The sequence below is a fragment of the Streptomyces sp. NPDC054794 genome, assembly GCF_053611585.1.
This window is the reverse complement of the sequence record NZ_JBSHAQ010000071.1, coordinates 1-22,427: the sequence shown is the minus strand read 5'-3', so window position 1 is coordinate 22,427 and position 22,427 is coordinate 1. Positions and strand designations below refer to the sequence as shown.

Annotated in this window: 19 protein-coding genes; 8 read left to right on the top strand and 11 right to left on the bottom strand. The window is 72.7% G+C overall.

From position 1 onward, the window contains the following. The first annotated feature begins 85 nt into the window (after window positions 1-85). A complete protein-coding gene (locus ACWGKT_RS43275; protein ID WP_356154418.1) occupies window positions 86-1,204 on the top strand; it encodes an SPFH domain-containing protein in 1,119 nt (372 codons plus the stop codon). Next, window positions 1,201-2,100: a hypothetical protein gene (locus tag ACWGKT_RS43270; RefSeq protein ID WP_453278015.1), complete on the top strand. Its 900-nt coding sequence runs from the start codon at window positions 1,201-1,203 to the stop codon at window positions 2,098-2,100. Before ACWGKT_RS43275 ends, ACWGKT_RS43270 begins: the two co-directional genes overlap by 4 nt. Before the next feature lie 34 nt (window positions 2,101-2,134). On the opposite strand, the gene ACWGKT_RS43265 is transcribed toward ACWGKT_RS43270, so the two are convergent. The 4 genes from ACWGKT_RS43265 to ACWGKT_RS43250 all read right to left on the bottom strand — a co-directional run bounded on the left by ACWGKT_RS43265 (window position 2,135) and on the right by ACWGKT_RS43250 (window position 8,816). Continuing rightward, window positions 2,135-2,701 (bottom strand): DUF5825 family protein, encoded by a 567-nt coding sequence (locus ACWGKT_RS43265; RefSeq protein ID WP_453278014.1) that lies wholly within the window; start codon window positions 2,699-2,701, stop codon window positions 2,135-2,137. Further along, window positions 2,698-4,554 (bottom strand): RiPP maturation radical SAM C-methyltransferase, encoded by a 1,857-nt coding sequence (locus tag ACWGKT_RS43260; protein ID WP_453278013.1) that lies wholly within the window; start codon window positions 4,552-4,554, stop codon window positions 2,698-2,700. The genes ACWGKT_RS43265 and ACWGKT_RS43260 overlap by 4 nt, the downstream gene beginning before the upstream one ends. A gap of 207 nt (window positions 4,555-4,761) precedes the next feature. Then, a complete protein-coding gene (locus tag ACWGKT_RS43255) occupies window positions 4,762-7,308 on the bottom strand; it encodes a polynucleotide kinase-phosphatase (protein WP_453278012.1) in 2,547 nt (848 codons plus the stop codon). Next, on the bottom strand, window positions 7,305-8,816 hold the full coding sequence (locus ACWGKT_RS43250) for a 3' terminal RNA ribose 2'-O-methyltransferase Hen1 (RefSeq protein ID WP_453278011.1): 1,512 nt from the start codon (window positions 8,814-8,816) through the stop codon (window positions 7,305-7,307). Before ACWGKT_RS43250 ends, ACWGKT_RS43255 begins: the two co-directional genes overlap by 4 nt. Before the next feature lie 145 nt (window positions 8,817-8,961). Here ACWGKT_RS43250 and ACWGKT_RS43245 point away from each other — a divergent pair, with 145 nt between their 5' ends. Beyond that, window positions 8,962-9,891 carry a D-alanyl-D-alanine carboxypeptidase family protein gene (locus tag ACWGKT_RS43245; protein WP_453278010.1) on the top strand — a complete coding sequence of 310 codons (930 nt, stop codon included), beginning with the start codon at window positions 8,962-8,964 and terminating at the stop codon, window positions 9,889-9,891. A 140-nt stretch (window positions 9,892-10,031) separates the two neighbouring features. On the opposite strand, the gene ACWGKT_RS43240 is transcribed toward ACWGKT_RS43245, so the two are convergent. From ACWGKT_RS43240 to ACWGKT_RS43220, 5 genes are all read right to left on the bottom strand, one after another. Then, window positions 10,032-10,955, bottom strand: coding sequence for an LLM class F420-dependent oxidoreductase (locus ACWGKT_RS43240; protein WP_453278009.1), 924 nt, complete (start codon window positions 10,953-10,955; stop codon window positions 10,032-10,034). A 133-nt stretch (window positions 10,956-11,088) separates the two neighbouring features. Next, window positions 11,089-11,559, bottom strand: a complete 471-nt coding sequence (locus ACWGKT_RS43235) for a DUF6099 family protein (RefSeq protein ID WP_356154464.1) — start codon at window positions 11,557-11,559, stop codon at window positions 11,089-11,091. A gap of 236 nt (window positions 11,560-11,795) precedes the next feature. Next, complete coding sequence (locus ACWGKT_RS43230) at window positions 11,796-12,137, bottom strand: nucleotide pyrophosphohydrolase (protein WP_356154396.1); 342 nt, start codon at window positions 12,135-12,137, stop codon at window positions 11,796-11,798. Then, window positions 12,134-13,363, bottom strand: coding sequence for an AAA family ATPase (locus tag ACWGKT_RS43225; protein WP_453278008.1), 1,230 nt, complete (start codon window positions 13,361-13,363; stop codon window positions 12,134-12,136). Before ACWGKT_RS43225 ends, ACWGKT_RS43230 begins: the two co-directional genes overlap by 4 nt. Window positions 13,364-13,444: 81 nt before the next feature. Next, entirely contained in the window at window positions 13,445-13,864 is a 420-nt protein-coding gene (locus ACWGKT_RS43220; protein ID WP_356154391.1) for a cell division protein SepF, read from the bottom strand. A 194-nt stretch (window positions 13,865-14,058) separates the two neighbouring features. Here ACWGKT_RS43220 and ACWGKT_RS43215 point away from each other — a divergent pair, with 194 nt between their 5' ends. Beyond that, window positions 14,059-15,801 (top strand): hypothetical protein, encoded by a 1,743-nt coding sequence (locus ACWGKT_RS43215; RefSeq protein ID WP_453278007.1) that lies wholly within the window; start codon window positions 14,059-14,061, stop codon window positions 15,799-15,801. 78 nt (window positions 15,802-15,879) lie between these two features. Here ACWGKT_RS43215 and ACWGKT_RS43210 read toward each other — a convergent pair whose 3' ends face one another. After that, a complete protein-coding gene (locus ACWGKT_RS43210; protein WP_453278006.1) occupies window positions 15,880-16,395 on the bottom strand; it encodes a YceI family protein in 516 nt (171 codons plus the stop codon). 88 nt (window positions 16,396-16,483) lie between these two features. On the opposite strand from ACWGKT_RS43210, the gene ACWGKT_RS43205 reads away from it, so the two are divergent. The 4 genes from ACWGKT_RS43205 (at window position 16,484) to meaB (ending at window position 22,101) form a co-directional block, all read left to right on the top strand. Beyond that, a complete protein-coding gene (locus ACWGKT_RS43205) occupies window positions 16,484-16,993 on the top strand; it encodes a MarR family winged helix-turn-helix transcriptional regulator (RefSeq protein ID WP_453278005.1) in 510 nt (169 codons plus the stop codon). A gap of 113 nt (window positions 16,994-17,106) precedes the next feature. Further along, on the top strand, window positions 17,107-18,924 hold the full coding sequence (locus ACWGKT_RS43200) for a methylmalonyl-CoA mutase family protein (protein ID WP_453278004.1): 1,818 nt from the start codon (window positions 17,107-17,109) through the stop codon (window positions 18,922-18,924). Beyond that, window positions 18,924-21,104 (top strand): methylmalonyl-CoA mutase, encoded by a 2,181-nt coding sequence (scpA, locus tag ACWGKT_RS43195; protein WP_453278003.1) that lies wholly within the window; start codon window positions 18,924-18,926, stop codon window positions 21,102-21,104. The genes ACWGKT_RS43200 and scpA overlap by 1 nt, the downstream gene beginning before the upstream one ends. Window positions 21,105-21,111: 7 nt before the next feature. Then, the gene (meaB, locus tag ACWGKT_RS43190; protein ID WP_356159736.1) at window positions 21,112-22,101 is read left to right on the top strand and encodes a methylmalonyl Co-A mutase-associated GTPase MeaB; all 990 of its coding nucleotides are present in this window, start codon (window positions 21,112-21,114) and stop codon (window positions 22,099-22,101) included. Window positions 22,102-22,311: 210 nt separating this feature from the next. On the opposite strand, the gene ACWGKT_RS43185 is transcribed toward meaB, so the two are convergent. Next, window positions 22,312-22,427: adenosylhomocysteinase (locus ACWGKT_RS43185; RefSeq protein ID WP_356159739.1), on the bottom strand; the 116-nt coding region annotated here is incomplete at its 5' end.

The window sequence follows — 22,427 nt, the reverse complement described above, 5'->3', positions numbered from 1 at the left end:
CCGCGCGCTCTTGTTTTCGTCCCATTGACGACAAGCAGCCTCGTCGATTATCGTCCACATGACGAAAAACGATGAGGGGGGTCCCATGGCCGACATCACGCGGCGCCTGGGCTGGCGCCATCTGCGCGGCGCCCCGACGGCGCACATCAGACACCACCGCTCGGGAGAGCTGGCCCACGACGGCCCGGGGCTCAGCTTCTGGTTCCGCTCGCTGACCGCCGCGCTCTCCGAGGTGCCGGTCGACGACCGGGAGCTGGCGATGACCTTCCACGCCCGGACGTCCGACTTCCAGGACGTGGCGGTGCAGGCGACGGTCACCTACCGGATCGGCGACCCGGCCGTCGCCGCCGCCCGCCTCGACTTCTCCATCGACCCGGACACCGGGGCCTGGCGCGGCACGCCGCTCGAACAGCTGGCCACGCTGCTCACCGAGGCGGCGCAGGAGCACGCGCTGGGCGTACTGGCCCGCACGCCCCTGTCGGCCGCGCTGGTCGACGGCGTCAGCGCGGTGCGCGAGCGGATCGCCCAGGGGCTGGGCGCGGAGCCCCGCCTGCCGGCCACCGGCATCGAGGTGGTCGCCGTCCGCGTGGTGGCGCTGCGGCCCGAGCCGGAGGTGGAGCGGGCGCTGCGCACGCCGGCCCGTGAGCAGATCCAGCAGGAGGCCGACCGGGCCACCTACGAGCGGCGGGCGGTGGCCGTCGAGCGGGAGCGGGCCATCGCCGAGAACGAGCTGGCCAGCCAGATCGAACTCGCCCGGCGCGAGGAGCAGTTGGTCGACCAGCGCGGTACGAACGCCCGCCGCGAGGCCGAGGAGCACGCGGCGGCGGACGCGGTGCGCGCGCAGGCCGAGGCGGCACGGTCCGTGAAGCTGGCCGAGGCGGAGGCGGCCCGGACGGTGCGGCTCGCCGACGCGGAGGCGGCCCGTACCGTGAAGCTCGCCGAGGCCGAGGCGGCGCGTTCGGCGCGGCTCGCCCGCGCGGAGGCCGAGGGCGCGCGCGAGGTGGGTGAGGCGCGGGCGGCGGCGCAGGCCGCGTGGCTGCGGGTGCACCAGGACGCCGGGGTGGACGGCGTGGCGACGCTGCACGCGCTGACCGCGACGCGGCTGGCGGAGAACCTGCCCAGGATCGACAGCCTCACCGTGTCGCCGGACGTGGTGACGGGGCTGCTCGCCCGGCTCGGCGGGGCCCCGGGGAATCCTGAATGAGTCTCGCGCCGCGTGCCGTGCTGGTCCACCGCACCACGGAGTACGAGGAGTTGACGGCCCGGTACGGCACGCACGGCCAGGCCGCCTTCGTCCTCGCCTCCCGCGGCCGTGACATCGACGAGGTCGCCGAGCGCCACCACCGCACCCGCCGCGCGCTCGCCGAGGTGGCCGCGGCGGTGCCGCTGAGCTGGCGGCAGAGCCGGGTGGAGCGGGGCGACCTGGACCGCTTCCTGTTCGCTCCTGAGGACGTGGTGGTCGTGGTCGGCCAGGACGGGCTGGTGGCGAACGCCGCCAAGTACCTCACGGGCCAGCCGGTGGTGGGCATCGACACCGATCCCGGCCGCAACCTCGGCGTGCTGGTCCGGCACCGGCCGGCGGCCGCCGCGGCGCTGCTGCCGGCCGCCCTGGCCCGGGGCACCGGCGTGGACGAGCTCACCATGGTCGAGGCCGTCGCGGACGACACGCAGCGGCTGGTCGCGCTCAACGAGATCTATCTGGGCGCGGCCGGCCACCAGACGGCCCGCTACCGCCTGGGCCTCGACGGCGACGGGGGTGTCGTCGAGGCCCAGGCCTCCTCCGGGGTGCTGGTGGGCACCGGGACCGGGGCCACCGGATGGCTGCGGTCGCTGTGGCAGGAGCGGGGCGGCCGGCTGCCGCTGCCCGCGCCGTCCGAGGACCGGCTGCTGTGGTTCGTCCGGGAGGCCTGGCCATCGCCCGCCACGGGGACCTCCCTGGTGGCGGGCGAACTCGCGGCCTCGGCGGCCCTCTCGGTCACCGTCGAGTCCGACCGGCTCATCGCCTTCGGCGACGGCATCGAGAGCGACGCGCTGGAACTGACCTGGGGACAGACGGTCCGGATCGGGGTGTGCGGGCAGCGGCTGCGGCTGGTCGGCTGAGGTCCGGTCCGCGGGACCTCGGCCGGCCCCGGCCTCAGATCCCGGTGCAGGGCACCGGCCAGCGCCGGATGCGGGGCGGCAGCGCCACCGCCCAGCCGTCGGTGACCAGCGCCAGCCGCTCGGCGCCGAGCAGGCCGACGGCCTCCCGGTGTACGGCGTCCAGCGCGTCCAGGGGCGTGGGCTCCCCCAGGCGGTCGAAGGCGGCGAGCAGGTCGGGATGGTCAAGGGTGAGGCGGGCGGCGGTGCCGGCGTCCCTGCGGTCCAGGACGGTGACGAAGTCGGGGCCACGCCGGTGGTACAGCGCCCCGTAGACGTACCCGGTCCGCCACGCGGTCAACTCCCCCGGCTCACCGGCACGTTCGACGGGAGGCGGCAGATGGCGCAGGACGCGGAGGTCGTACGGAGTCCGCGCGTCGTCCGGGGTCCCCGCGTCGTCCGCCGCCCAAGTCCACTCGGCGTCCAGGCCCCGGCCCACGCACTCGCGCAGGAACTGGACCGCCACGGCCGTCTCCCGACCGCCCGCGGCGAGGCGCAGCGGGCCGTCCACCGCCACCCGGCGGCCCCGGACGCGGTGCGGGACCACGGTGGGCAGCCCGGTCATCCGGCCACCGCCGCGCCGTCGGGCATCCGGACCGGAGCGTCCCAGGTGGGCAGCGAGACATAGGTGAGTCCGTCGCGGAACAACAGGCCCAGGCGGAAGGCGTGCCGGACCCACTCGCCGAGCTCCGCGGCGCTCACCTCGTGGCCGTCGTCCGTCAGCAGCCGGTGCAGCGCGGACTCGGTCCGCCCCTCCTCCAGCCGGCGCAGCGCGGCCGCCGCCCAGCCGGTGAGGCGGTGGGTGGTGTGCGGCCGGTCGTGCCGCCGGTCGTGCACGAGGAGGTCCTCGCCGTCCTCCTCGAACAGCAGGCGCGAGTGCGGATGTCCGGCCCGCCACTGGGCGACGGCCTCCTTGAGCCGCCGCTCGACCCGGCCCGCGATACCGGCGTCCTCGCTGTCGAACAGGTAGACCAGATCGGCGAGTTCGTCCTCGGGCAGGTCGTAGACGTGCTGGTACATCTCGGCCGGGCGCCGCTTGCCGAAGCCGAGGCCCGGGTCGGTGAAGTGCGGGCTGAACCGCTCCAGTTGGATGCGGTGGGCGCCGCTCGGCGGCTGGAGGTGGACGAGCGCCGGGATCTGGTCGATCACGGGGTCGTAGTCCTCGGCGCTCTCGCCGGGAAAGCCGTAGAGGAGGTTCCAGGAGCAGGTGAGGCCGTGGTTCTCGCACTCCCTGAGCGTGCGGATGTTGCGGGCGCCGGTGACGCCCTTGTCCATGAGGTCGAGGACCCGGCTGCCCAGGCTCTCGATGCCGGGCTGGATGTGCACCGTGCCCGACTCGCCGAGAAGGCGGAGCTGGTCGCGGGTGAGATTGGACTTGACCTCGTAGTGCAGCCGCAGGTCCCAGCCGCTCTCCACCACGCGCGGCAGGAAGTCCCGGAAGTACGCCATGTCGATGATGTTGTCGACGGTGACGACGTCCAGGAGCCGGTGGCGCCGGACGAGGCGGTCGATCTCCTCCCACAGCCGCTGACCCGGCTTGGCGCGGAAGGCCATGGACGAGCCGTTGAGCCCGCAGAAGGTGCAGTGGTGCTTCTCGCCCCACCAGCAGCCCCGGGCACCCTCGACGACCAGCTTGGGATGGACGTACTCCAGGACCGGGGAGGCCTCCAGGGCGGCCTGCCAGTCGTCGTAGTCGGGGGAGGGTATGTCGGCGGGCGCCACCGTCCGCCGCGTCTCGGTGTTGGCCCGGGACAGTTCCCCGTCCCACCAGCACAGGCCGGGGACGTCCACCGGCCGGGTGCCCTCGTCCAGGTGGCGTAACAGGGCGGGGAGGGCGTACTCCGCCTCGCCGCGCACCACGTGGTCGACGAACCGGTGGTTGCGGTGCAGGGCGTGGCCCATGGGGCCGTCGCAGTTGCTGCCGCCGAAGACGACGGTCAGCTCCGGGCGGCGCCGCTTGAGTTCGCGGGCGAGCGCGAGGGAGGACACGTTCTGCATGAACGTGGTGGTGAACCCGACGACGTCGGGCCGCGTGGCGAGCACCTCCGCGGCGCACGCGGCGATGAACCCGGCGGCGTACGGCCGCATGTCGAGGGCCGTGTCGATGAAGACGTCACGGGCGGCCGCGTAGTCCCGCAGCCGGGCGGTGCCCCAGTCGGGGTCGTCGTACAGGGCGCCCGAGAAGACCCAGTCGCCCAGGCCGTGGAAGATCGAGTCGCTGCCGACGGCCACGTAGTCGCCGGGGCGCAGCCGCCCCGCGGAGCGCTCCAGGAGGAACTCCGCCCAGCGCAGCGACCCGTGGAACTCGGTCACCTCGTCGGCCGGGCGGGCCTGCCGCACCAGGCGGTGCAGCAGGCCCACCTGCAGCGAGGGAAGATCGATCGGATGCCAGGGCATCGTCACCAGCTGAACGCGCATGCCGCCCTCCGGTCAGCGGGTCGGCCGCTTCTCCAGGATCGCCGGCCGGCGGCTGGTGCTCTGGTCCTCGCGGACCACGACCTTCTTGATCTCCATGTCCACCACTCCTTCCAGGGCTTGCGAACACGACGCGTACGCGACAATTCGCGACAGGGCAGCTCACCCTAGGGACAGAAAGGTGTGGGGCACAAGGGTGGTGCGAGGCGCTCAGAGACGCGGGTCCACCGGCTCCGACTCCAGCGCCAGCACCCCGAACACCGCCTCGTGCACCCGCCACAGCGGCTCGCCCTCCGCCAGCCGGTCCAGGGCCTCCAGACCCAGGGCGTACTCACGGATCGCGAGCGACCGCTTGTGGTTCAGGAACCGATGCCGCAGCCGGTCCAGGTTGTCCGGACGGGTGTACTCGGGACCGTAGATGATCCGCAGGTACTCGCGGCCCCGGCACTTGATGCCCGGCTGGACCAGCCGGCCGTGCTCCTTGTCGCGCACCACCGCGCCGACCGGCTTGACGACCATGCCCTCGCCGCCGCGTCCGGTCATCTCCAGCCACCAGTCGACGCCCGCCCGCACCGACTCCGGGTCCCCGGTGTCGACGAACAGCCGCCGCGTGGTCTGCAGCAGTCCGGTCCCGTCGTGCTCGACGAGCCGGTCGATCAGCGCGAGCTGCTCGTCGTGCGGCACGGCGGCCAGGCTGCGCCCCTGGACGGCCAGGATCTGGAACGGGGCGAGGCGCACGCCGTCCAGTCCGTCCGTGGTCCAGCAGTAGCGCCGGTAGGCGTCGGTGAACGCGGCCGCGTCGGCGGCCCGCCCGCGCTGCCGGGACAGCAGCCCGGTCACGTCCACGCCCCGGGCCGCCGCGCCCTCCAGGGCCGCCAGCGCACCCGGGAACACCGCGCCGGACGCGGCGCCCACGGCCGCGTACTGCGAGCGCAGCAGCCCGGACGCCTTCAGCGACCACGGCATCAGCTCGGCGTCCAGCAGGAGCCAGTCCGTGTCGAGTTCGTCCCACAGGCCCGCCTCGCCGACCGCCGACCGGACGCGCCCGAGGATCTCCTCGGTCACGGCCTCGTCGTCGAAGAACGGCCGGCCGGTGCGGGTGTAGAGCGACCCGGTGGGGCCGTCCACCCCGAACCGCTTGCGGGCCACGTCCGCGTCCCGGCACACCAGGGCCACGGCCCGCGAGCCCATGTGCTTCTCCTCGCACACGACCCGCTCGACCCCGTCCCGCGCGTACTGGGCGAAGGCCTCCGCCGGGTGCTCCAGATAGCCGTCCTCGTGCGAGGTGGCCGTCGGTGCCATGGTCGGCGGCAGGTAGGGCAGCAGCCGCGGGTCCACCGCGAAGCGGCTCATGACCTCCAGGGCGGCGGCCGCGTTCTCCTCGCGGACCGCGACCCGGCCCGCGTGCCGGGTCTCCACACCCCTGCGGCCGTGCACGTCCGCCAGGTCCAGCGGCCGTCCGTCCTGCCCGCCGGGCGCCTCGACGCTCAGCGGCCTCGTCGGCTCGTACCAGACCCGCTCGGCCGGTACGTCGACCAGTTCCCGCTCCGGCCAGCGCAGCGCGGTCAGCTTGCCGCCGAACACGGCGCCGGTGTCCAGGCAGATGGTGTTGTTGAGCCAGGTGGCCTCGGGCACCGGGGTGTGGCCGTAGACCACGGCGGCCCGGCCCCGGTAGTCCTCGGCCCACGGGTAGCGCACCGGCAGGCCGAACTCGTCGGTCTCACCGGTGGTGTCGCCGTACAGCGCGTGCGAGCGCACCCGTCCGGACGTGCGCCCGTGGTACTTCTCCGGCAGGCCGGCGTGGCAGACGACGAGCCGCCCGCCGTCCAGGACGTAGTGGCTGACCAGCCCGTCGAGGAATGCGCGGACCTGGGCCTTGAACTCCTCGCTCTCGCCCTCCATCTGCTCGATGGTCTCGGCGAGCCCGTGGGTGTGCTGGACCTTGCGGCCCTTGAGGTAGCGCCCGTACTTGTTCTCGTGGTTGCCGGGCACGCACAGCGCGTTGCCCGACGCCACCATGGACATCACGCGGCGCAGCACGCCCGGGCTGTCCGGGCCGCGGTCGACCAGGTCGCCGACGAAGACGGCGGTACGGCCCTCGGGGTGCACGCCGTCGGCGTAGCCCAGCGTGGCCAGCAGCGACTCCAGTTCGGCGGCGCAGCCGTGGATGTCGCCGATGATGTCGAAGGGCCCGGTGAGGTGGGTCAGGTCGTTGAACCGCTTCTCGGTGACGACGGTGGCGCCGTCGACCTCCTCGGCCCCGCGCAGCACGTGCACCTTGCGGAAGCCCTCGCGCTCCAGGTGCCTGAGGGATCGCCGGAGTTCGCGGATGTGCCGCTGGATCACCCGGCGCGGCATGTCGGCCCGGTCGGTGCGGTCCGCGTTGCGCTCGGCGCACACCTCCTCGGGCACGTCGAGCACGATGGCGATGGGCAGCACGTCGTACTTCTTGGCGAGCTCGATGAGCTGGCGTCGGCTGTCCTGCTGCACGCTGGTGGCGTCGACGACCGTGCGGCGGCCGGCGGCCAGCCGCTTGCCCGCGATGTAGTGCAGGACGTCGAAGGCGTCCCCGCTCGCGCTCTGGTCGTTCTCGTCGTCGGCGACCAGGCCGCGGCAGAAGTCCGAGGAGATGATCTCGGTGGGCTTGAAGTGCCTGCGGGCGAAGGTGGACTTGCCGGAGCCGGAGGCGCCGACGAGGACGACCAGGGAGAGGTCGGTGACGGGGAGGACCCGTCCCTTCTTCTGCGTCTCGGTCATGCTGCCTTCGCCTCCTTCTCGGTGTGGTTCTGCCCGGTGTGGTTCTTCCCGGTGTCGTTCTTCTCGGTCTCGTCGATGTGGAACACGGCCATCTGGGTGGGCGGGCCGACCTCGGGGTCGTCCGGTCCGACGGGCCGGAACTCGACCTCGTAGCCGTACCGTTCGGCGACGGTCGCCGCCCAGCCGCGGAACTCCTCGCGGGTCCACTCGAAGCGGTGGTCGCCGTGCCGGACGTGTCCGGCGGGCAGGGTCTCCCAGCGGACGTTGTACTCGACGTTCGGGGTGGTCACGAGGACCGTGCGCGGGCGGGCGTGGCCGAACACGGCGTACTCCAGGGCGGGCAGCCGGGGCAGGTCGAGGTGCTCGATCACCTCGCTCAGCACGGCCGCGTCGTAGCCCTTGAGCCGCTTGTCGGTGTAGGCGAGCGAGCCCTGGAAGAGCTTCACGCGCGAGGCCTGCCGCTCCCCCATCCGGTCCAGCTTCAGCCGGCGCGAGGCGATGGTCAGGGCCCGCACGGAGACGTCGACTCCGACGACCTCGGTGAACCGCACGTCCCTGAGCAGCTCCTGGACCAACTGACCCTGCCCGCAGCCCAGGTCGAGCACCCGGGCGGCATTGGACGCCTGCAGGACGGCGACGATCGCGTCCCGGCGCTGCACGGCGAGCGGCGTCGGCTTCTCCTCCGCCTCGGTCTCCTCCTCGACCGCGTTGTCGATCGCCTCGACCTCGCTGTCGTCGGCCTCGGCCAGGCGCACCAGCTCCAGGCGCTCCATCGCCTGCCGGGTCAGCGACCAGCGGCGGGAGAGATAGCGGCTGGTGATCAGCTTCTGCTCCGGGTGCGTGGGCAGCCAGCCCTCGCCGGCCCGCAGCAGCTTGTCGACCTCGTCGGAGGAGACCCAGTAGTGCTTGGCGTCGTCGAGGACCGGCAGCAGCACGTACAGATGGCGCAGCGCCTCGGCGAGGGTCAGCGCCTGTGCCTCCAGGACGAGGCGGACGTAGCGCGAGTCGCCCCACTGCGGGAACTCCGTGTCGAGCGCGACGGGTTGGACGCTCACGGTCCAGCCGAGCGGTTCGAAGAGCTGTCGTACGAGCTCCGGGCCGCCGCGGGCGGGCAGCGCGGGCACCTCGACGCGCAGCGGCAGGGGTGCGGCGGCCCGCTCCGGGCGCGCGTTGCACACGCCGCGCAGGGCGCTGGAGAACACCGCGCTCAGGGCGACCGCGAGCAGCGAGGAGGCCGCGTAGGGGCGGTCGTTGACGTACTGCGCGAGTGCCGCGTCGGGTGCTCCGCCGCGGCCCTTGCCCTTGCCCCGGCGGACCAGCGCGACCGCGTCGACCTCCAGCAGGAGCGCGGCCGTGCAGCGCTCGGCGTTCGCCTCTGGATAGAAGACGTGCGCGGTGCCGTAGGACGTGGAGAAGGTCTGCGCCTTGTCGGGGTGCTTGTGCAGCAGGAACCCGAGGTCGGTGGCCGGGAGGGCGGCGGTGCCGCTCGTGGAGATCGTCAGGAACACATGCCCGAGTTTCCCTGGTTCACCCCGCCGCGACCAGTGGTTTTCCCTGTCCGGTGGCCGGGTGTGAGATCCGCCATGGTCGTCGGGGGCGAGATCTGATGGAGTGCGTGATCGTCAACTGACCACTGACGGAACGGGGATTGGCATGACCATCAGCACAGGTACACGCGTGGGCAGACGGGCCGCTGTCGCGGCGACGGCCGCCGTCGTCCTGTCCGCGGGGGTACTCGCGGCCGCTCCCGCCCAGGCCGCGCCGACGGCTCCGACGGCGCCCTCGGTGTCGGCGCAGGGCGCGTACGCGATGAACGCGGCCACCGGCCGGACGCTGTTCGGGAAGGGGGCGGACACACAGCTGCGGACCGGCTCCACGACGAAGATCATGACGGCGCTCGTGGTGCTGTCGCAGCGGCACGTGGACCTCAACCGCAAGGTGAAGATCAAGAAGGAGTACACGGACTACGTCATCGACCCGGTCACCGGCAACGCGCGGTACTCCAGCGCCAAGCTGATCCTGGGCGACTCGATGAAGGTGAAGGATCTGCTGTACGGGCTCATGCTGCCGTCCGGCTGCGACGCGGCGTACGCGCTGGCGGACACCTACGGCACGGGGTCGACGACGGCGCAGCGCACGAAGTCGTTCATCGCGAAGATGAACGGCAAGGCGCACGAGCTCGGGATGACGAACACCCACTTCGACTCGTTCGACGGGGTGTCCAACGGCAGGAACCACGCGTCCGCCCGCGACCTGGCCAGGCTGGCCACGACCGCGCTGAAGAACAAGACGTTCAAGACGGTCGTCGGCACCAAGAAGTACGACGCCATGCAGTCGTACCGGCCCGGTGGCGGCACGCACGCGATGGCCCCCTGGGAGAACAGCAACAAGCTGCTCTGGTCGTACCGGGGTGCGATCGGTGTGAAGACCGGTTCGGGTCCGGAGGCGAAGTTCTGCCTGGTGTTCGCGGCGACCCGCGGCAACAAAACCGTGGTGGGATCCATCCTCGCCGACACGTCGGCCGACGAGCGGTTCAAGGACGCCAAGAAGATCCTCGACTACGGCTTCGCGCAGCGCGGCTGAGGCACCACCACCGGGGCGGGGCGGGCACCTGGGTGTCCCGTCCCGCCCCGGCGGCGTGTCAGAGCATGTTCACCCGGTCCGCCTCGACCTCGGTCCTCCGTCAGCTGCCGCCGCGCCGGGCGAGCGTGGCCCACGAGGCGTTACGACAGCTGCGACTGGACCTGGGAGGAGATCAGCTCCAGGTGGTCCAGGTCGGAGAGGTCGAGGATCTGCAGGTAGAGGCGCTGCGAGCCGATCGCGGCGTACCGGCCGATCTTGTCGACCACCTCCGCCGGGGAGCCCGCCAGGCCGTTGGCCTTCAGCTCGTCGACCTCGCGCCCGATCGCGGCGGCCCGGCGGGCGACCTCCTGGTCGTCCCGGCCGACGCAGACGACCAGGGCGTTGGAGTACGTCAGGTCGTCGGCCCGGCGGCCCTCCGCCTCGGCCGCGACACGCACCCGGCCGAACTGCCGCTCGCTGTCCTCGATCGAGGCGAACGGGATGTTGAACTCGTCGGCGTACTGCGCGGCCAGCCGCGGCGTGCGGGTGGCGCCGTGGCCGCCGATCAGCACCGGGATCTTCGTCTGGGCGGGCTTGGGCAGCGCCGGGGAGTCGGTGAGGTCGTAGTAGGTGCCGTGGAAGTCGAAGGTCTTGCCGACCTCGGTCGCCCACAGGCCGGTGACGATCGCCAGCTGCTCCTCCAGACGGGCGAACTTCTCCTTCGGGAACGGGATCCCGTACGCCGTGTGCTCCTCCGCGAACCAGCCCGCGCCCAGACCCAGTTCGACCCGGCCGCCGGACATCCGGTCCACCTGGGCCACCTGGATGGCCAGGACACCGGGAAGACGGAACGTTCCGGCGGTCATGAGGGTGCCGAGGCGGATGCGCTTGGTCTCGCGGGCCAGTCCGGCGAGGGTGATCCAGGCGTCGGTGGGGCCGGGCAGGCCGTTCACGTCGCCCATGCGGAGGTAGTGGTCCGAGCGGAAGAAAGCATCGAATGCGAGGTCCTCGGTGGCCTTCGCCACGGTGAGCAAGGTGTCGTAGGTCGCCCCTTGCTGGGGCTCGGTGAAGATTCGAAGGTCCATACATCCATCCTGCACCCGAGGGGCACACCAGCCCCATCGGCACCCCCCGTCCCGGGTGTCGGCCAAGGAGGGAGACGCCGCCCGACCTCACCTGACGCCGCCCGACGGCACCGTGGAGTCGGGGCGCGCTCGGTCACCCCGGCCCCCGCTCCGGTAACGCCTCCTCCCGCGCCGCCAGCTTGCGGAGCATCTCGCGGACCCGGTCGCGGGACTCGTCCGCCGCGTCGATCGCCTCCATGCACTGCCAGTACGTCCCCTCGTCGGCCGCGCCGCTGGCTATGCCGACGAGGGCGATGCCGACCTCGGCGAGCAGGCCGCCCAGGCACAGGAGGGCGTGGCGGGCGTCGTCCAGTTCGGTGAGCTGGGCGGCGAGCAGGTCCCTGTGGTCGAGTTCCGGGGTGTCCAGGACGCCGCAGCCCCGGCCCGCCAGCTCGGTCAGACCCAGCGCCTCGCCCCGCAGCTCCGGTGGGCCGGAGACGGCCAGGCGGCTGCCGATCGCTTGCGCCAGGGCCTGAGCCTGCCACACCTCCGTCAGGGTCTGAGGCACGTCGCCGCTTCCCGCCAAGGCGCGCCTGCTGGTCACGATGAGCCGCACCGCATCCATGGGCCGTCCCCGTCCGTCCGACGTGCTCGTCACACGTCCTCCGCCCGAACTCCCTTGTTCACTACCCAGAGTGAGGGGCCGTGAGACAGAAAGCCAGTGGAAGACGGAAATCTGCGGACAACAATTCGGATTCGGGCGGGAATTTGACTCCGGAGCGTAATTCCGGAATGTGACGTTCCCTACGTTTTCCGGACACGCCCCCTCCCCGTGCTCTCTTCGGCCTCCGCTCCCCGCGCCTACTTCTCGCCCTTCTCCGGGACCGGGAACCGCCGTTCGTTGCGGTCGATCTTGGCGTCGAGGGCGGCGAGCGGGTCGATGCCGAGCACCTCGCACAGCTGCAGCAGATAGGCGAGGACGTCGGCGACCTCGTCCGTCACGCGGCGCGCGCCGTCGGGGTCGTCCATGACGCGGGCCGACTCCTCCGGCGTCAGCCACTGGAAGATCTCGACCAGTTCGGAGGCCTCCACGCTGAGGGCGGCCACGAGGTTCTTGGGGGTGTGGAAGCGCTGCCAGTCACGCGCGGCCGCGAACTCGGCCAGGCGGCGCTGGAGTTTCGCCACGTCCAGGTGTTCGGTCACGGGTCCAGGTGTACCACCGTGACACCGGCGGCCCCGGCGGCCCACGAGGCGTCGCTCACCGCCGCGACGAGGCGGATGTGGCCGAGCCCGCACATCCGCACGGCGAGGCCCAGGAGTTCGGTCCGCTGCCGTCCGTCCAGGGCCCGGTCCAGGCCGTCGGTGAGGACGGTGAGCGTGCGCAGGGCGGCCGGCACCTCGTGGGGCATGTCGACCTCCAGGACGCCGGGGCCGGTGAGCAGCACCAGGGCCAGCGCGAGGTACCTCAGCTCGCCGTCGCCGAGCCGGCCGAGCCCGGTCCGGATGCCGTCGCCCCGGTCGAGCACCGCCCGCACGGTGCCGTCGCCGAGGGGTTCGGCGACCAGGTCGGCGACGGGGCCGGCGCATCCGGCGCGCACCGCCGTGACGAGCTGCGCGTGTCGGCGTCCGCACTCCGCGCGGGTGCGCCACAGGACGTCGGCGAGGTTGTCGCAGCCGGACAGGAGCCGGCCGGAGCCCAAGGGGACGGGCTCGCGCATCCCTTCGGGGCGCGGCGCGCAGGCGAAGACGGAACGCAGGGCGACCAGCGTCTGTTCGGCGGCGGCGAGCACCCGGCGCTGCCCGTCCGTCTTGCCGGCCACGCGCAGCGGGAGCAGCGCGGTGCCGAGCCGGTCGTCCGGGAGCGGGGCGCGTGTCACCGGCGAGGATCCGGCCGTGTGCCAGGCGGCCTGTACGGCGCGCCGCCCCGGGTCGCGCAGGGCGGTCTCCAGGAGGACGACCCCGCCCGCGGTCAGCCGCTCCCCCACGATGCGCAGTTCGGGTTCGGCCTGCACGGCGACGTCGAGCCGGACCGGGCCCTCGGGACCGTCCGTCGTGCAGCCGATCCGAAATCCGCGCCGGCGCTGGGCGTCGGGCCGTGCCCGTTCCGGCACGCAGGCCGCGGGATCCGGGAACACCTCGGCGAGGGCCGCACCCGAACCGAGCCGGGCGAGCGCCTCGTACGCCCGCAGCGCACTGGACTTCCCGGACCCGCTGGGCCCGGTGAGCAGCGTCAGCGGCCCCAGCGGGACCCGGACCCCGCGCAGCCCCGCGAACGCGGCCGGCCGCAGCTCGACGACCCGCGCCCGCGCCACGCCGTCCCGGCCGGGCGGGACGGCTTCGGGCGCGCCGGACTCGGGCGCCCGATCGGGCGGGACGGACGCGGAAGACGGAGGAGGGACTGACGCGGAGGACGTAAGCGGCACGGCCATGTCCGGACCGTAGGGCTCCGCCGGAAGGCGAACCGTTCCGCCCCCGCGACCTTCCTACGAACGAGGGACCGGGCTCGGGGCTCAGGTGCCCGAGAGGCCCGCGCCCTCCATCAGGCCGCTGACCTCGGTACCGGGCGGGGTCAGGAGGAACACGTTGCGGTCGACGCGGTGCATGCCGCTCGCCAGGCCGAAGACCACGCCGGTGCTGAAGTCGAGGACGCGCTTGGCGACATCCGTCTCCGCGCCGTTGAGGTCGAGCAGGACGGGGATGCCCGCCATGAGCGTCTCGGCCACCTCGCGGGCGTCGGCGAACACATTGACCCGCAGGACGACGAAGCGGCGGCGGGTCTCGGTCACCGCTTCGGGCAGGGAGCGGTGGTCCACCGCGGACGGCCAGGCGTCCCGGCCCCGTAGCGGCACGACCTGCGCGAGCCCCTCCCACTGTTCATCGGTGGCGTCGTAACGGTTCACCGGCTCCCCCCGAACTGACTCGCACTCCATGCCTGCACCAGCCAATTCTTACGCCAAGTCACCCGTTCGGCCCAACAGCGACACGAAGCGCGACCGGATCGGCGGTGCTTTCCCCGGCCGCATCGTGTGACACATGCATGGAAAAGCCTCTTCTTACCCGCCTCACACCGGACTCTTCACCTGTGTCGACGCCCCGCTCACCGGCCGCGTTTACCGTCCGTGTCGTGCACTTGGCAGAAACTCAGCTGGTGACACCCGGCCGGCGGACACAGTCGGCGGTGTCCGCCGCCCCGGGCGCCCCCGCGCAGTGGCACCGCGTGCTGACGCTCCTCGCCGACGTGAGCCTGTTCATCGGGACCCGCGCGGTGTGGACGCAGGCGGCCGGCCACCGGTTCGTCGTGGCCGCCGTCATCTCCGTCTGTTACGCCGCGATCCTGGTGTCCGGCGTGCTGGCCCTGACGGTCCGCCGTGCCCTGTCCCTGGCCCGGGTCGACGTGGTGGTGCTCGTCACGGCGGTGACGCTCACCCTGTGCGCCTGGGCCATGAACCACGGCGGCGGCGACGAGTCGGCCCTCACCACCCAGGCCGCCCGGGAGCTGGTCGCCGGGCACACCGTCTACGGGCAGCCCTGGCCCTGGCTCTTCTCCGGCAAGGGCATCGCGCTCACGCCGACGATAGACGGCGGCTACGACTTCACCTACGGATATCCACCGCTGGCCCCGCTGCTCACCGCCCCGCTGCTGTGGCTGAGCCACGGCGGTACTCCGGCGACGGCGCTGAGCACCGGCGCGCTGATCGTCGGCGCGATCGTGCTGTGGCGGATGCTGCCGGTGCCCTGGCGCTCGGCGGCGACGATGGCCTGCCTGGGCTTCGGGTTCCTGCCCTCGTACGCCCGGCTCGGCTACCCGGCGATCCTCGGCCTGGCCCTGCTGATCCCGGTGGTGGTGCGCTGGCCGCGGATCGGGCTCGGCGGGCGGCTCGGTGCCGCCGGGATCGCGCGGGCCGCGTGTCTGGGCGCGGCGTGCGCGGCGCAGCAACTGCCCTGGTTCGTCGCGCCGTTCCTGCTGGCCGGGATCTACGCGGTACGGCGCGGGGAGCTGGGCGGCCTGGCGGCCGCGGGGGTGATCCAGCGGATCGCCGGGGTCGCCGCCACCGTGTGGCTGCTGATCAACACGTACTTCATCGTGCACGAGCCCGGCAGCTGGCTGCAGGGGATCGCGCTGCCGCTGACCCAGGGGGCGGTACTGCACGGCCAGGGTCTGGTGGACATCTCGCTGTACTTCACGAACGGCAGCGACCGTCTCGACTGGTACGGGCACGCGAGCATGCTGCTGGCGGCCGCCCTGCTGGCGCTGTTCGTGCTGTTCGTACGGCGGCTGGGCCCGGCGGCGACCGTGCTGCCCTGGTGCGCCTTCTACCTGGCGACGCGTTCCCAGGACGGCTACTACCTGATGATGACCCCGCTGTGGCTGGCGACGGCGGTCACCGCGCCTCTGTCGGAGTTCGAGCGGGCCTGGCAGCCGCGGCCGCGACCGCTGGCCGGGCCGGGGCGGCGTCCGGCCCTGGTCGCCGCGGTGGCGCTGCTGCTCGTCCCGGCGCTGGCGAGCGCGGCGCTCGCGGTGACCGGGACGCCGCCACTGCGGATGGAGGTCACCGCGGTGCGCCGGGCCTCGGCGAGCGCGGTCCGGGCGCTGACCGTGCGGGTGACCAACACGGCGGGCACCGCCCTGACCCCGCACTTCATGCTCACCACGGGCCAGGGGATGACCAGGTACTGGTCGCTCGGGCACGGCCCGGCCACGATTCCCGCCCACACCACGACGAGCCTCGAACTCCGGGCGCCCAAGGGGAGGTTCCCCCTCCCCCGGCCGGGCGTGCGGATCCGGCTGCGCGCCTTCACCGACGGCCCGCAGACGCTGTCGAGCCAGGACATCCGGCTGACGCGGGCGGCCGGTACCACCGGCTGACGAGGACCGCCCGTACCGGCCGCCGGGGCGGCCGGTACGGGCAGACGGCCAGGGCCGGTCCGCCGAGGTGCGCCCGGGTCAGGCCTGGGCGCGGGTGAACCGCAGGGCGGCGGTGACCGTCGTCAGGCCCCGGATCATCCCCAGCTGGTTCCAGCCCATGCCGAATTCCGCGCGGTCCACGGTGAACTCCGCCTCCAGCGTGAGCGCTTCGGCGTCCGCCGACGTCACGCGCGCGGTGAGGGTGTGCGGCCGACTGATGCCCCGGACCGTCAGCTGTCCGTCGACCTGGGCCGTGTCGCCGCCGCGGAGTTCGGCGCCGCGGACGGCGAAGGTGATCTCCGGGTGGTTGTCGGCGTCGAAGAAGTCGGCCGAGCGCAGGTGGGTGTCGCGCTTGGCGTTCTTGGTGTCCAGCGAGGCGACGTCCAGGGTCACGGTGCCGGTGGCCGTGCCGTCGGCCGCGACCTCGCCGCGGCCGCCGACGGCGGCGAGGGTGCCCTTGACGTTGACCAGGCCCCACATCGTCCTGTGTCGCAGCGCCACGGCGGAGGCGGTCGGGTCGAGCTGCCAGACACCCGTTTCCACGGCGACGGTCATGGTGGTACTCCCGGATTCAGTGGTTCAAATTTGGATGACCTCACGCTAGCCCATCATCCAAATTTGAACAACAGGTAGACTCGAAACCATGGCCGCCCCCGACGAGCACCCCGCCGACCAGCCGGAATGCCCCTCCCTGAAGGGCAGGGGGCTGCTCCCCGACGAACTGCGCGCCTGGATGCTCCTGCTGGCCGCGACCGGCGCGGTGGAGCAGCGCCTGCGGTCCGCGGTGAAGGAGAACCTCGACGTCTCCCACGACGAGTTCCTCATCCTGTGTCTGCTGGCCGAGCACCCGCGGGACGGCCTGCGCATGACCCGGATCGCCGACCTCCTGGGCCGCCCGAAGACCCGGCTCACCTACCAGATCGCCTGCCTCCAGCACGCCGGCCTGGTCACCCGCCAGACGGTCTGCGGCGACAAGCGGGGTGTGCAGGTCACCTTGACCGACAAGGCCCGGCGGCGCCTGGAGGAGACCTCGGGGCTGCTCGCCGCGGCGGTCAAGGAGGCACTCGCCGAGTTCGTCGGACCGGAGCAGCGCGACGCGGTGAGCGGACTGCTGCCCGGGCTCGCCGACGGGACCTGCCCCGGGGCCTGCTGACGGTACGAAACGGGTCGTACGGAACCTGGGAGGCACAGGTCACAGCCGCGGCGAGGGAAACGTCACAGCCCCCGCGCTGCTGCCGCTAAAGCGGCCTGCCCTAGCATCCGACCATGACGGTCCTGCCTGACGACGGGCTCTCACTGGCCGCCGAGTTCCCTGACGCGACACACGAGCAGTGGCACACCCTCGTCGAGGGCGTGCTGCGCAAGTCGGGCAAGGAAGTCTCGGGCGCGGCAGCTGAGGACGCCCTGTCCACGACGCTTGAGGACGGGCTGCGCACCCGGCCCCTGTACACCGCGCGCGACGCCGCGCCCGACCCCGGACTGCCCGGCTTCGCCCCCTTCGTGCGCGGCGGCCGCCCCGAGGGCAACACCGTGGGCGGCTGGGACGTGCGGCAGCGGCACGCGGCCCTCGCGGAGGGCGCGGTCCTCACCGACCTGGAGAACGGCGTCACCTCGCTGTGGCTCGCGGTCGGCGAGGGCGGCATCCCGGTCGAGTCGCTCGCCCGGGCCCTGGACGGCGTGTTCCTCGACCTGGCGCCGGTCGTCCTGGACGCGGGCCGCGACGTCGAGGAGGCGGCGCGGTCGCTGTTCGGGCTGTACGAGGAGAAGGGCGTCGACCCGAAGACGGTGCGCGGCAGCCTCGGCGCCGACCCGCTGGGGTACGAGGCCCGCACCGGGACCGCCCAGGACTTCGCGCCGGTGGCCGCGCTCGCGCGGCGGTGCGCCGAGGAGTACCCGGGGCTGCGCACCCTGACCGTGGACGCGCTGCCCTACCACGAGGCCGGCGGCTCGGCCGCGCAGGAGCTGGGCCTGTCCGTGGCGACCGGCGTGGCCTACCTGCGTGAGCTGACCGAGGCCGGGCTCACCGTCGAGCAGGCCTGCGGGCAGCTGGAGTTCCGCTACGCGGCGACCGCCGACCAGTTCCTGACCATCGCCAAGCTGCGCGCGGCGCGCCGGCTGTGGGCGCGGGTCGCCGAGGTGTGCGGGGCGCCCGGTGCGGGCGCGCAGGTGCAGCACGCCGTCACCTCGCCGGTGATGATGAGCCGCCGCGACCCGTGGGTGAACATGCTGCGCACGACGGTGGCCACGCTGGCCGCCGGGGTCGGCGGCGCCGACGCCGTCACCGTGCTGCCGTTCGACCACGCGCTGGGCCTGCCGGACGCGTTCGCCCGCCGCATCGCCCGCAACACGTCGACGATCCTCGTCGAGGAGTCCCATCTGGCCCGGGTCATCGACCCGGCGGGCGGCTCCTGGTACGTCGAGAAGCTCACCGAGGAACTCGCCGGCGCCGCCTGGGAGTACTTCCGCAGCGTCGAGCGCGACGGGGGCCCGGCGGCCGCCCTGCGCTCCGGCCGGGTCCGCGACGACCTGGCGAAGACCTGGCAGGCGCGCACGGCGAAGCTCGCCAAGCGGCGCGAACCCATCACCGGTGTCAGCGAGTTCCCGCTCCTCGCCGAGAAGCCCGTGGAGCGCGAGCCCGCGCCCGCGGCGCCGTCCGGCGGGCTGCCGAGGGTGCGCCGCGACGAAGCGTACGAGGCGCTGCGCGCCCGCTCCGACGCCCACCTCGCGGCCACCGGCTCCCGCCCCCGCGTCTTCCTCGCCACGATCGGTTCGGCCGCCGCGTACACCGCGCGTTCGACGTTCGCCGCCAACCTCTTCCAGGCGGGCGGCATCGAGCCCGTCACCGAGGGCGGTTTCGAGGACAGCGGCGCCACCGAGGCCGTGCTGTGCTCCAGCGACGCGCTGTACGAGGAGCAGGCCGAGCAGCTCGCCGCGTCCCTGAAGGCGTCGGGCGCCCGGCACGTGGTCCTGGCGGGCCGCCCCGCTGAATCCTCGGGGTATGCCGGCGTCGACTCGTACGTGTTCGCGGGCTGCGACGCCGTGGCCGTGCTGTCCGCCACCCTCGACCGCATGGGAGTGTCCTGATGGGAATCCCCGACTTCTCCGGCATCGAGCTGGGTACCGCCGAGGGAACCGCCGACGGCGGTGCCGAGGAATGGCGTTCGGCGCTCAAGCGGGCGACCGGCGCCGAGGAGGCACTCTGGGAGACCCCGGAGGGCATCGGCGTCAAGCCGCTCTACACCGGCCGTGACCTGGAGGGCCTGGACTTCCTGGGCACCTACCCGGGCATCGCGCCGTATCTGCGCGGCCCGTACCCGACGATGTACGTCAACCAGCCCTGGACCATCCGCCAGTACGCGGGCTTCTCCACCGCCGAGGAGTCCAACGCGTTCTACCGGCGCAACCTGGCGGCCGGCCAGAAGGGCCTGTCGGTCGCCTTCGACCTGCCCACGCACCGCGGCTACGACAGCGACCACCCGCGCGTGACGGGTGACGTCGGCATGGCGGGCGTGGCGATCGACTCGATCTACGACATGCGGCAGCTGTTCGACGGGATCCCCCTCGACAGGATGACCGTGTCGATGACGATGAACGGCGCCGTGCTGCCGGTACTGGCGCTCTACATCGTGGCGGCGGAGGAACAGGGCGTACCGCCCGAGAAGCTGGCCGGGACCATTCAGAACGACATTCTGAAGGAGTTCATGGTCCGCAACACCTACATCTATCCGCCGAAGCCGTCGATGCGGATCATCTCCGACATCTTCGCCTACACCTCGCAGCGGATGCCGCGGTACAACTCCATCTCCATCTCCGGCTACCACATCCAGGAGGCCGGGGCCACGGCCGACCTGGAGCTGGCGTACACGCTCGCGGACGGGGTGGAGTACATCCGGGCGGGCCGCGAGGCCGGCCTGGACGTGGACGCGTTCGCGCCCCGGCTGTCGTTCTTCTGGGCCATCGGCATGAACTTCTTCATGGAGGTCGCCAAGCTGCGGGCCGCGCGCCTGCTGTGGGCCAAGCTGGTCGGCCAGTTCGACCCGAAGAACACCAAGTCGCTGTCCCTGCGCACGCATTCGCAGACCTCCGGCTGGTCGCTGACCGCGCAGGACGTGTTCAACAACGTCACGCGCACCTGCGTCGAGGCGATGGCGGCGACCCAGGGCCACACCCAGTCGCTGCACACCAACGCCCTCGACGAGGCGCTCGCGCTGCCCACCGACTTCTCGGCGCGCATCGCCCGCAACACCCAGCTGCTCATCCAGCAGGAGTCGGGCACCACCCGGGTCATCGACCCGTGGGGCGGCAGCGCCTACGTCGAGAAGCTGACGTACGACCTCGCCCGCAAGGCCTGGGCGCACATCCAGGAGGTCGAGCAGGCGGGCGGCATGGCGCAGGCCATCGACGCCGGCATCCCGAAGCTGCGCGTGGAGGAGGCGGCGGCCCGCACGCAGGCCCGTATCGACTCCGGTCGCCAGCCGGTGATCGGCGTCAACAAGTACCGGGTGGAGAACGACGAGGCGATCGAGGTCCTCAAGGTCGACAACTCCTCCGTGCGCGCCCAGCAGATCGAGAAGCTGCGGCGGCTGCGTGCCGAGCGGGACGAGACCGAGTGCCGGGACGCGCTCGACGCGCTGACCCGGGCCGCCGACGGCGAGGGCAACCTGCTGGAGCTGGCCGTGCGCGCGGCCCGCGCCAAGGCCACCGTCGGCGAGATCTCCGACGCCCTGGAGAAGGTCTACGGCCGCCACCAGAGCCAGATTCGTACGATCTCCGGCGTGTACCGCAACGAAACTGGGGAGTCCCCGTCCGTGGACCGCACCCGCGCCCTGGTGGACGCCTTCGGCGAGGCCGAGGGGCGCCGGCCGCGCATCCTGGTCGCCAAGATGGGCCAGGACGGCCACGACCGCGGTCAGAAGGTGATCGCCACCGGCTTCGCCGACCTCGGCTTCGATGTCGACGTCGGCCCGCTGTTCCAGACCCCGGAGGAGGTCGCCCGGCAGGCGGTCGAGGCGGACGTCCACGTGGTCGGCGTGTCCTCGCTGGCCGCCGGTCACCTCACCCTCGTCCCGGCGCTGCGCGAGGCGCTCGCCGAGGAGGGCCGTCAGGACATCATGATCGTGGTCGGCGGGGTGATCCCGCCGCAGGACGTGCCGACCCTGCTGGAGATGGGTGCCACGGCCGTGTTCCCGCCCGGGACGGTGATCCCGGACGCGGCGTACGACCTGGTGAAGCGGCTGTCGGCCGACCTCGGCCACGACCTGTAGCGGCCCCGTGGCAGCGATCGATCTCGACACGTATGTGAAGGGTGTGCTCGACGGCAAGCGGGCCCTGGTGGCCCGTGCCATCACGCTCGTCGAGTCCACCCGTCCGCAGCACCGGGCGCTGGCCCAGGAGTTGCTCACCGCGCTGCTCCCGCACAGCGGCCGGGCACGGCGGATCGGCATCAGCGGGGTGCCGGGCGTGGGCAAGTCGACGTTCATCGACGCGTTCGGCACGCTGCTGACCTCGCTGGGGTACCGGGTCGCGGTGCTCGCCGTGGACCCGTCCTCCACCCGCACCGGCGGCTCCATCCTGGGCGACAAGACCCGGATGGAGCGCCTCGCGGTGGACCCGAACGCCTTCGTGCGGCCGTCCCCCAGCGCGGGCACGCTGGGCGGGGTCGCCAAGGCCACCCGCGAGTCCATGGTGGTCATGGAGGCGGCGGGCTACGACGTGATCCTCGTCGAGACCGTCGGCGTGGGCCAGTCGGAGACCGCGGTCGCCAACATGGTCGACACCTTCCTGCTGTTGACCCTGGCCCGTACCGGCGACCAGTTGCAGGGCATCAAGAAGGGTGTCCTGGAGCTGGCCGACGTGATCGCCGTGAACAAGGCGGACGGTCCGCACGAGCGCGACGCGCGGGCGGCGGCACGGGAGTTGGCGGGCGCGCTGCGGCTGATGCACGGCAAGGACGCCTTCTGGACGCCGCCGGTGCTCAGTTGCAGCGCCCGCGAGTCGACCGGCCTGGACACCCTGTGGGAGCGGCTGGAGCAGCACCGCACCCTGCTCGACTCCACCGGGCGGCTCACCGCCAAGCGGCGCGACCAGCAGGTCGACTGGACCTGGGCGATGGTCCGCGACGAACTGCTCGGCCGGCTGCACGCCGACCCGGCGGTGCGCGAGGCCGCCCCCGGACTGGAACAGCGGGTCAGGGAAGGCTCGTTGACGGCGACGCTGGCCGCCGAGCGGATCCTGGAGGCGTTCCGGGACACCGGCGGCTGACCTCGGGGACGACCGAACCACACGACCGAACCACACGCGAGGGCCCCCGGACGGATCCGGGGGCCCTCGCGTGGTTCGTACCTCAGTCGATGCCGCGCACGATGTGGGACTCGGCGGGGTCCTCGTCCACCCCGGCCAGGTACAGCACGGGGGCTTGGGCTTCTTCCTGGTGGTCGGGGTGCATGGTTCGCTCCTCGGGGTGACTGGTCGTCAGTAGCGGTAGTGCTCCGGCTTGTACGGGCCGTCGACCTCCACGCCGATGTACGCGGCCTGCTCCGGGCGCAGCGTCGTGAGCTTGACGCCGAGGGCGTCCAGGTGGAGCCGGG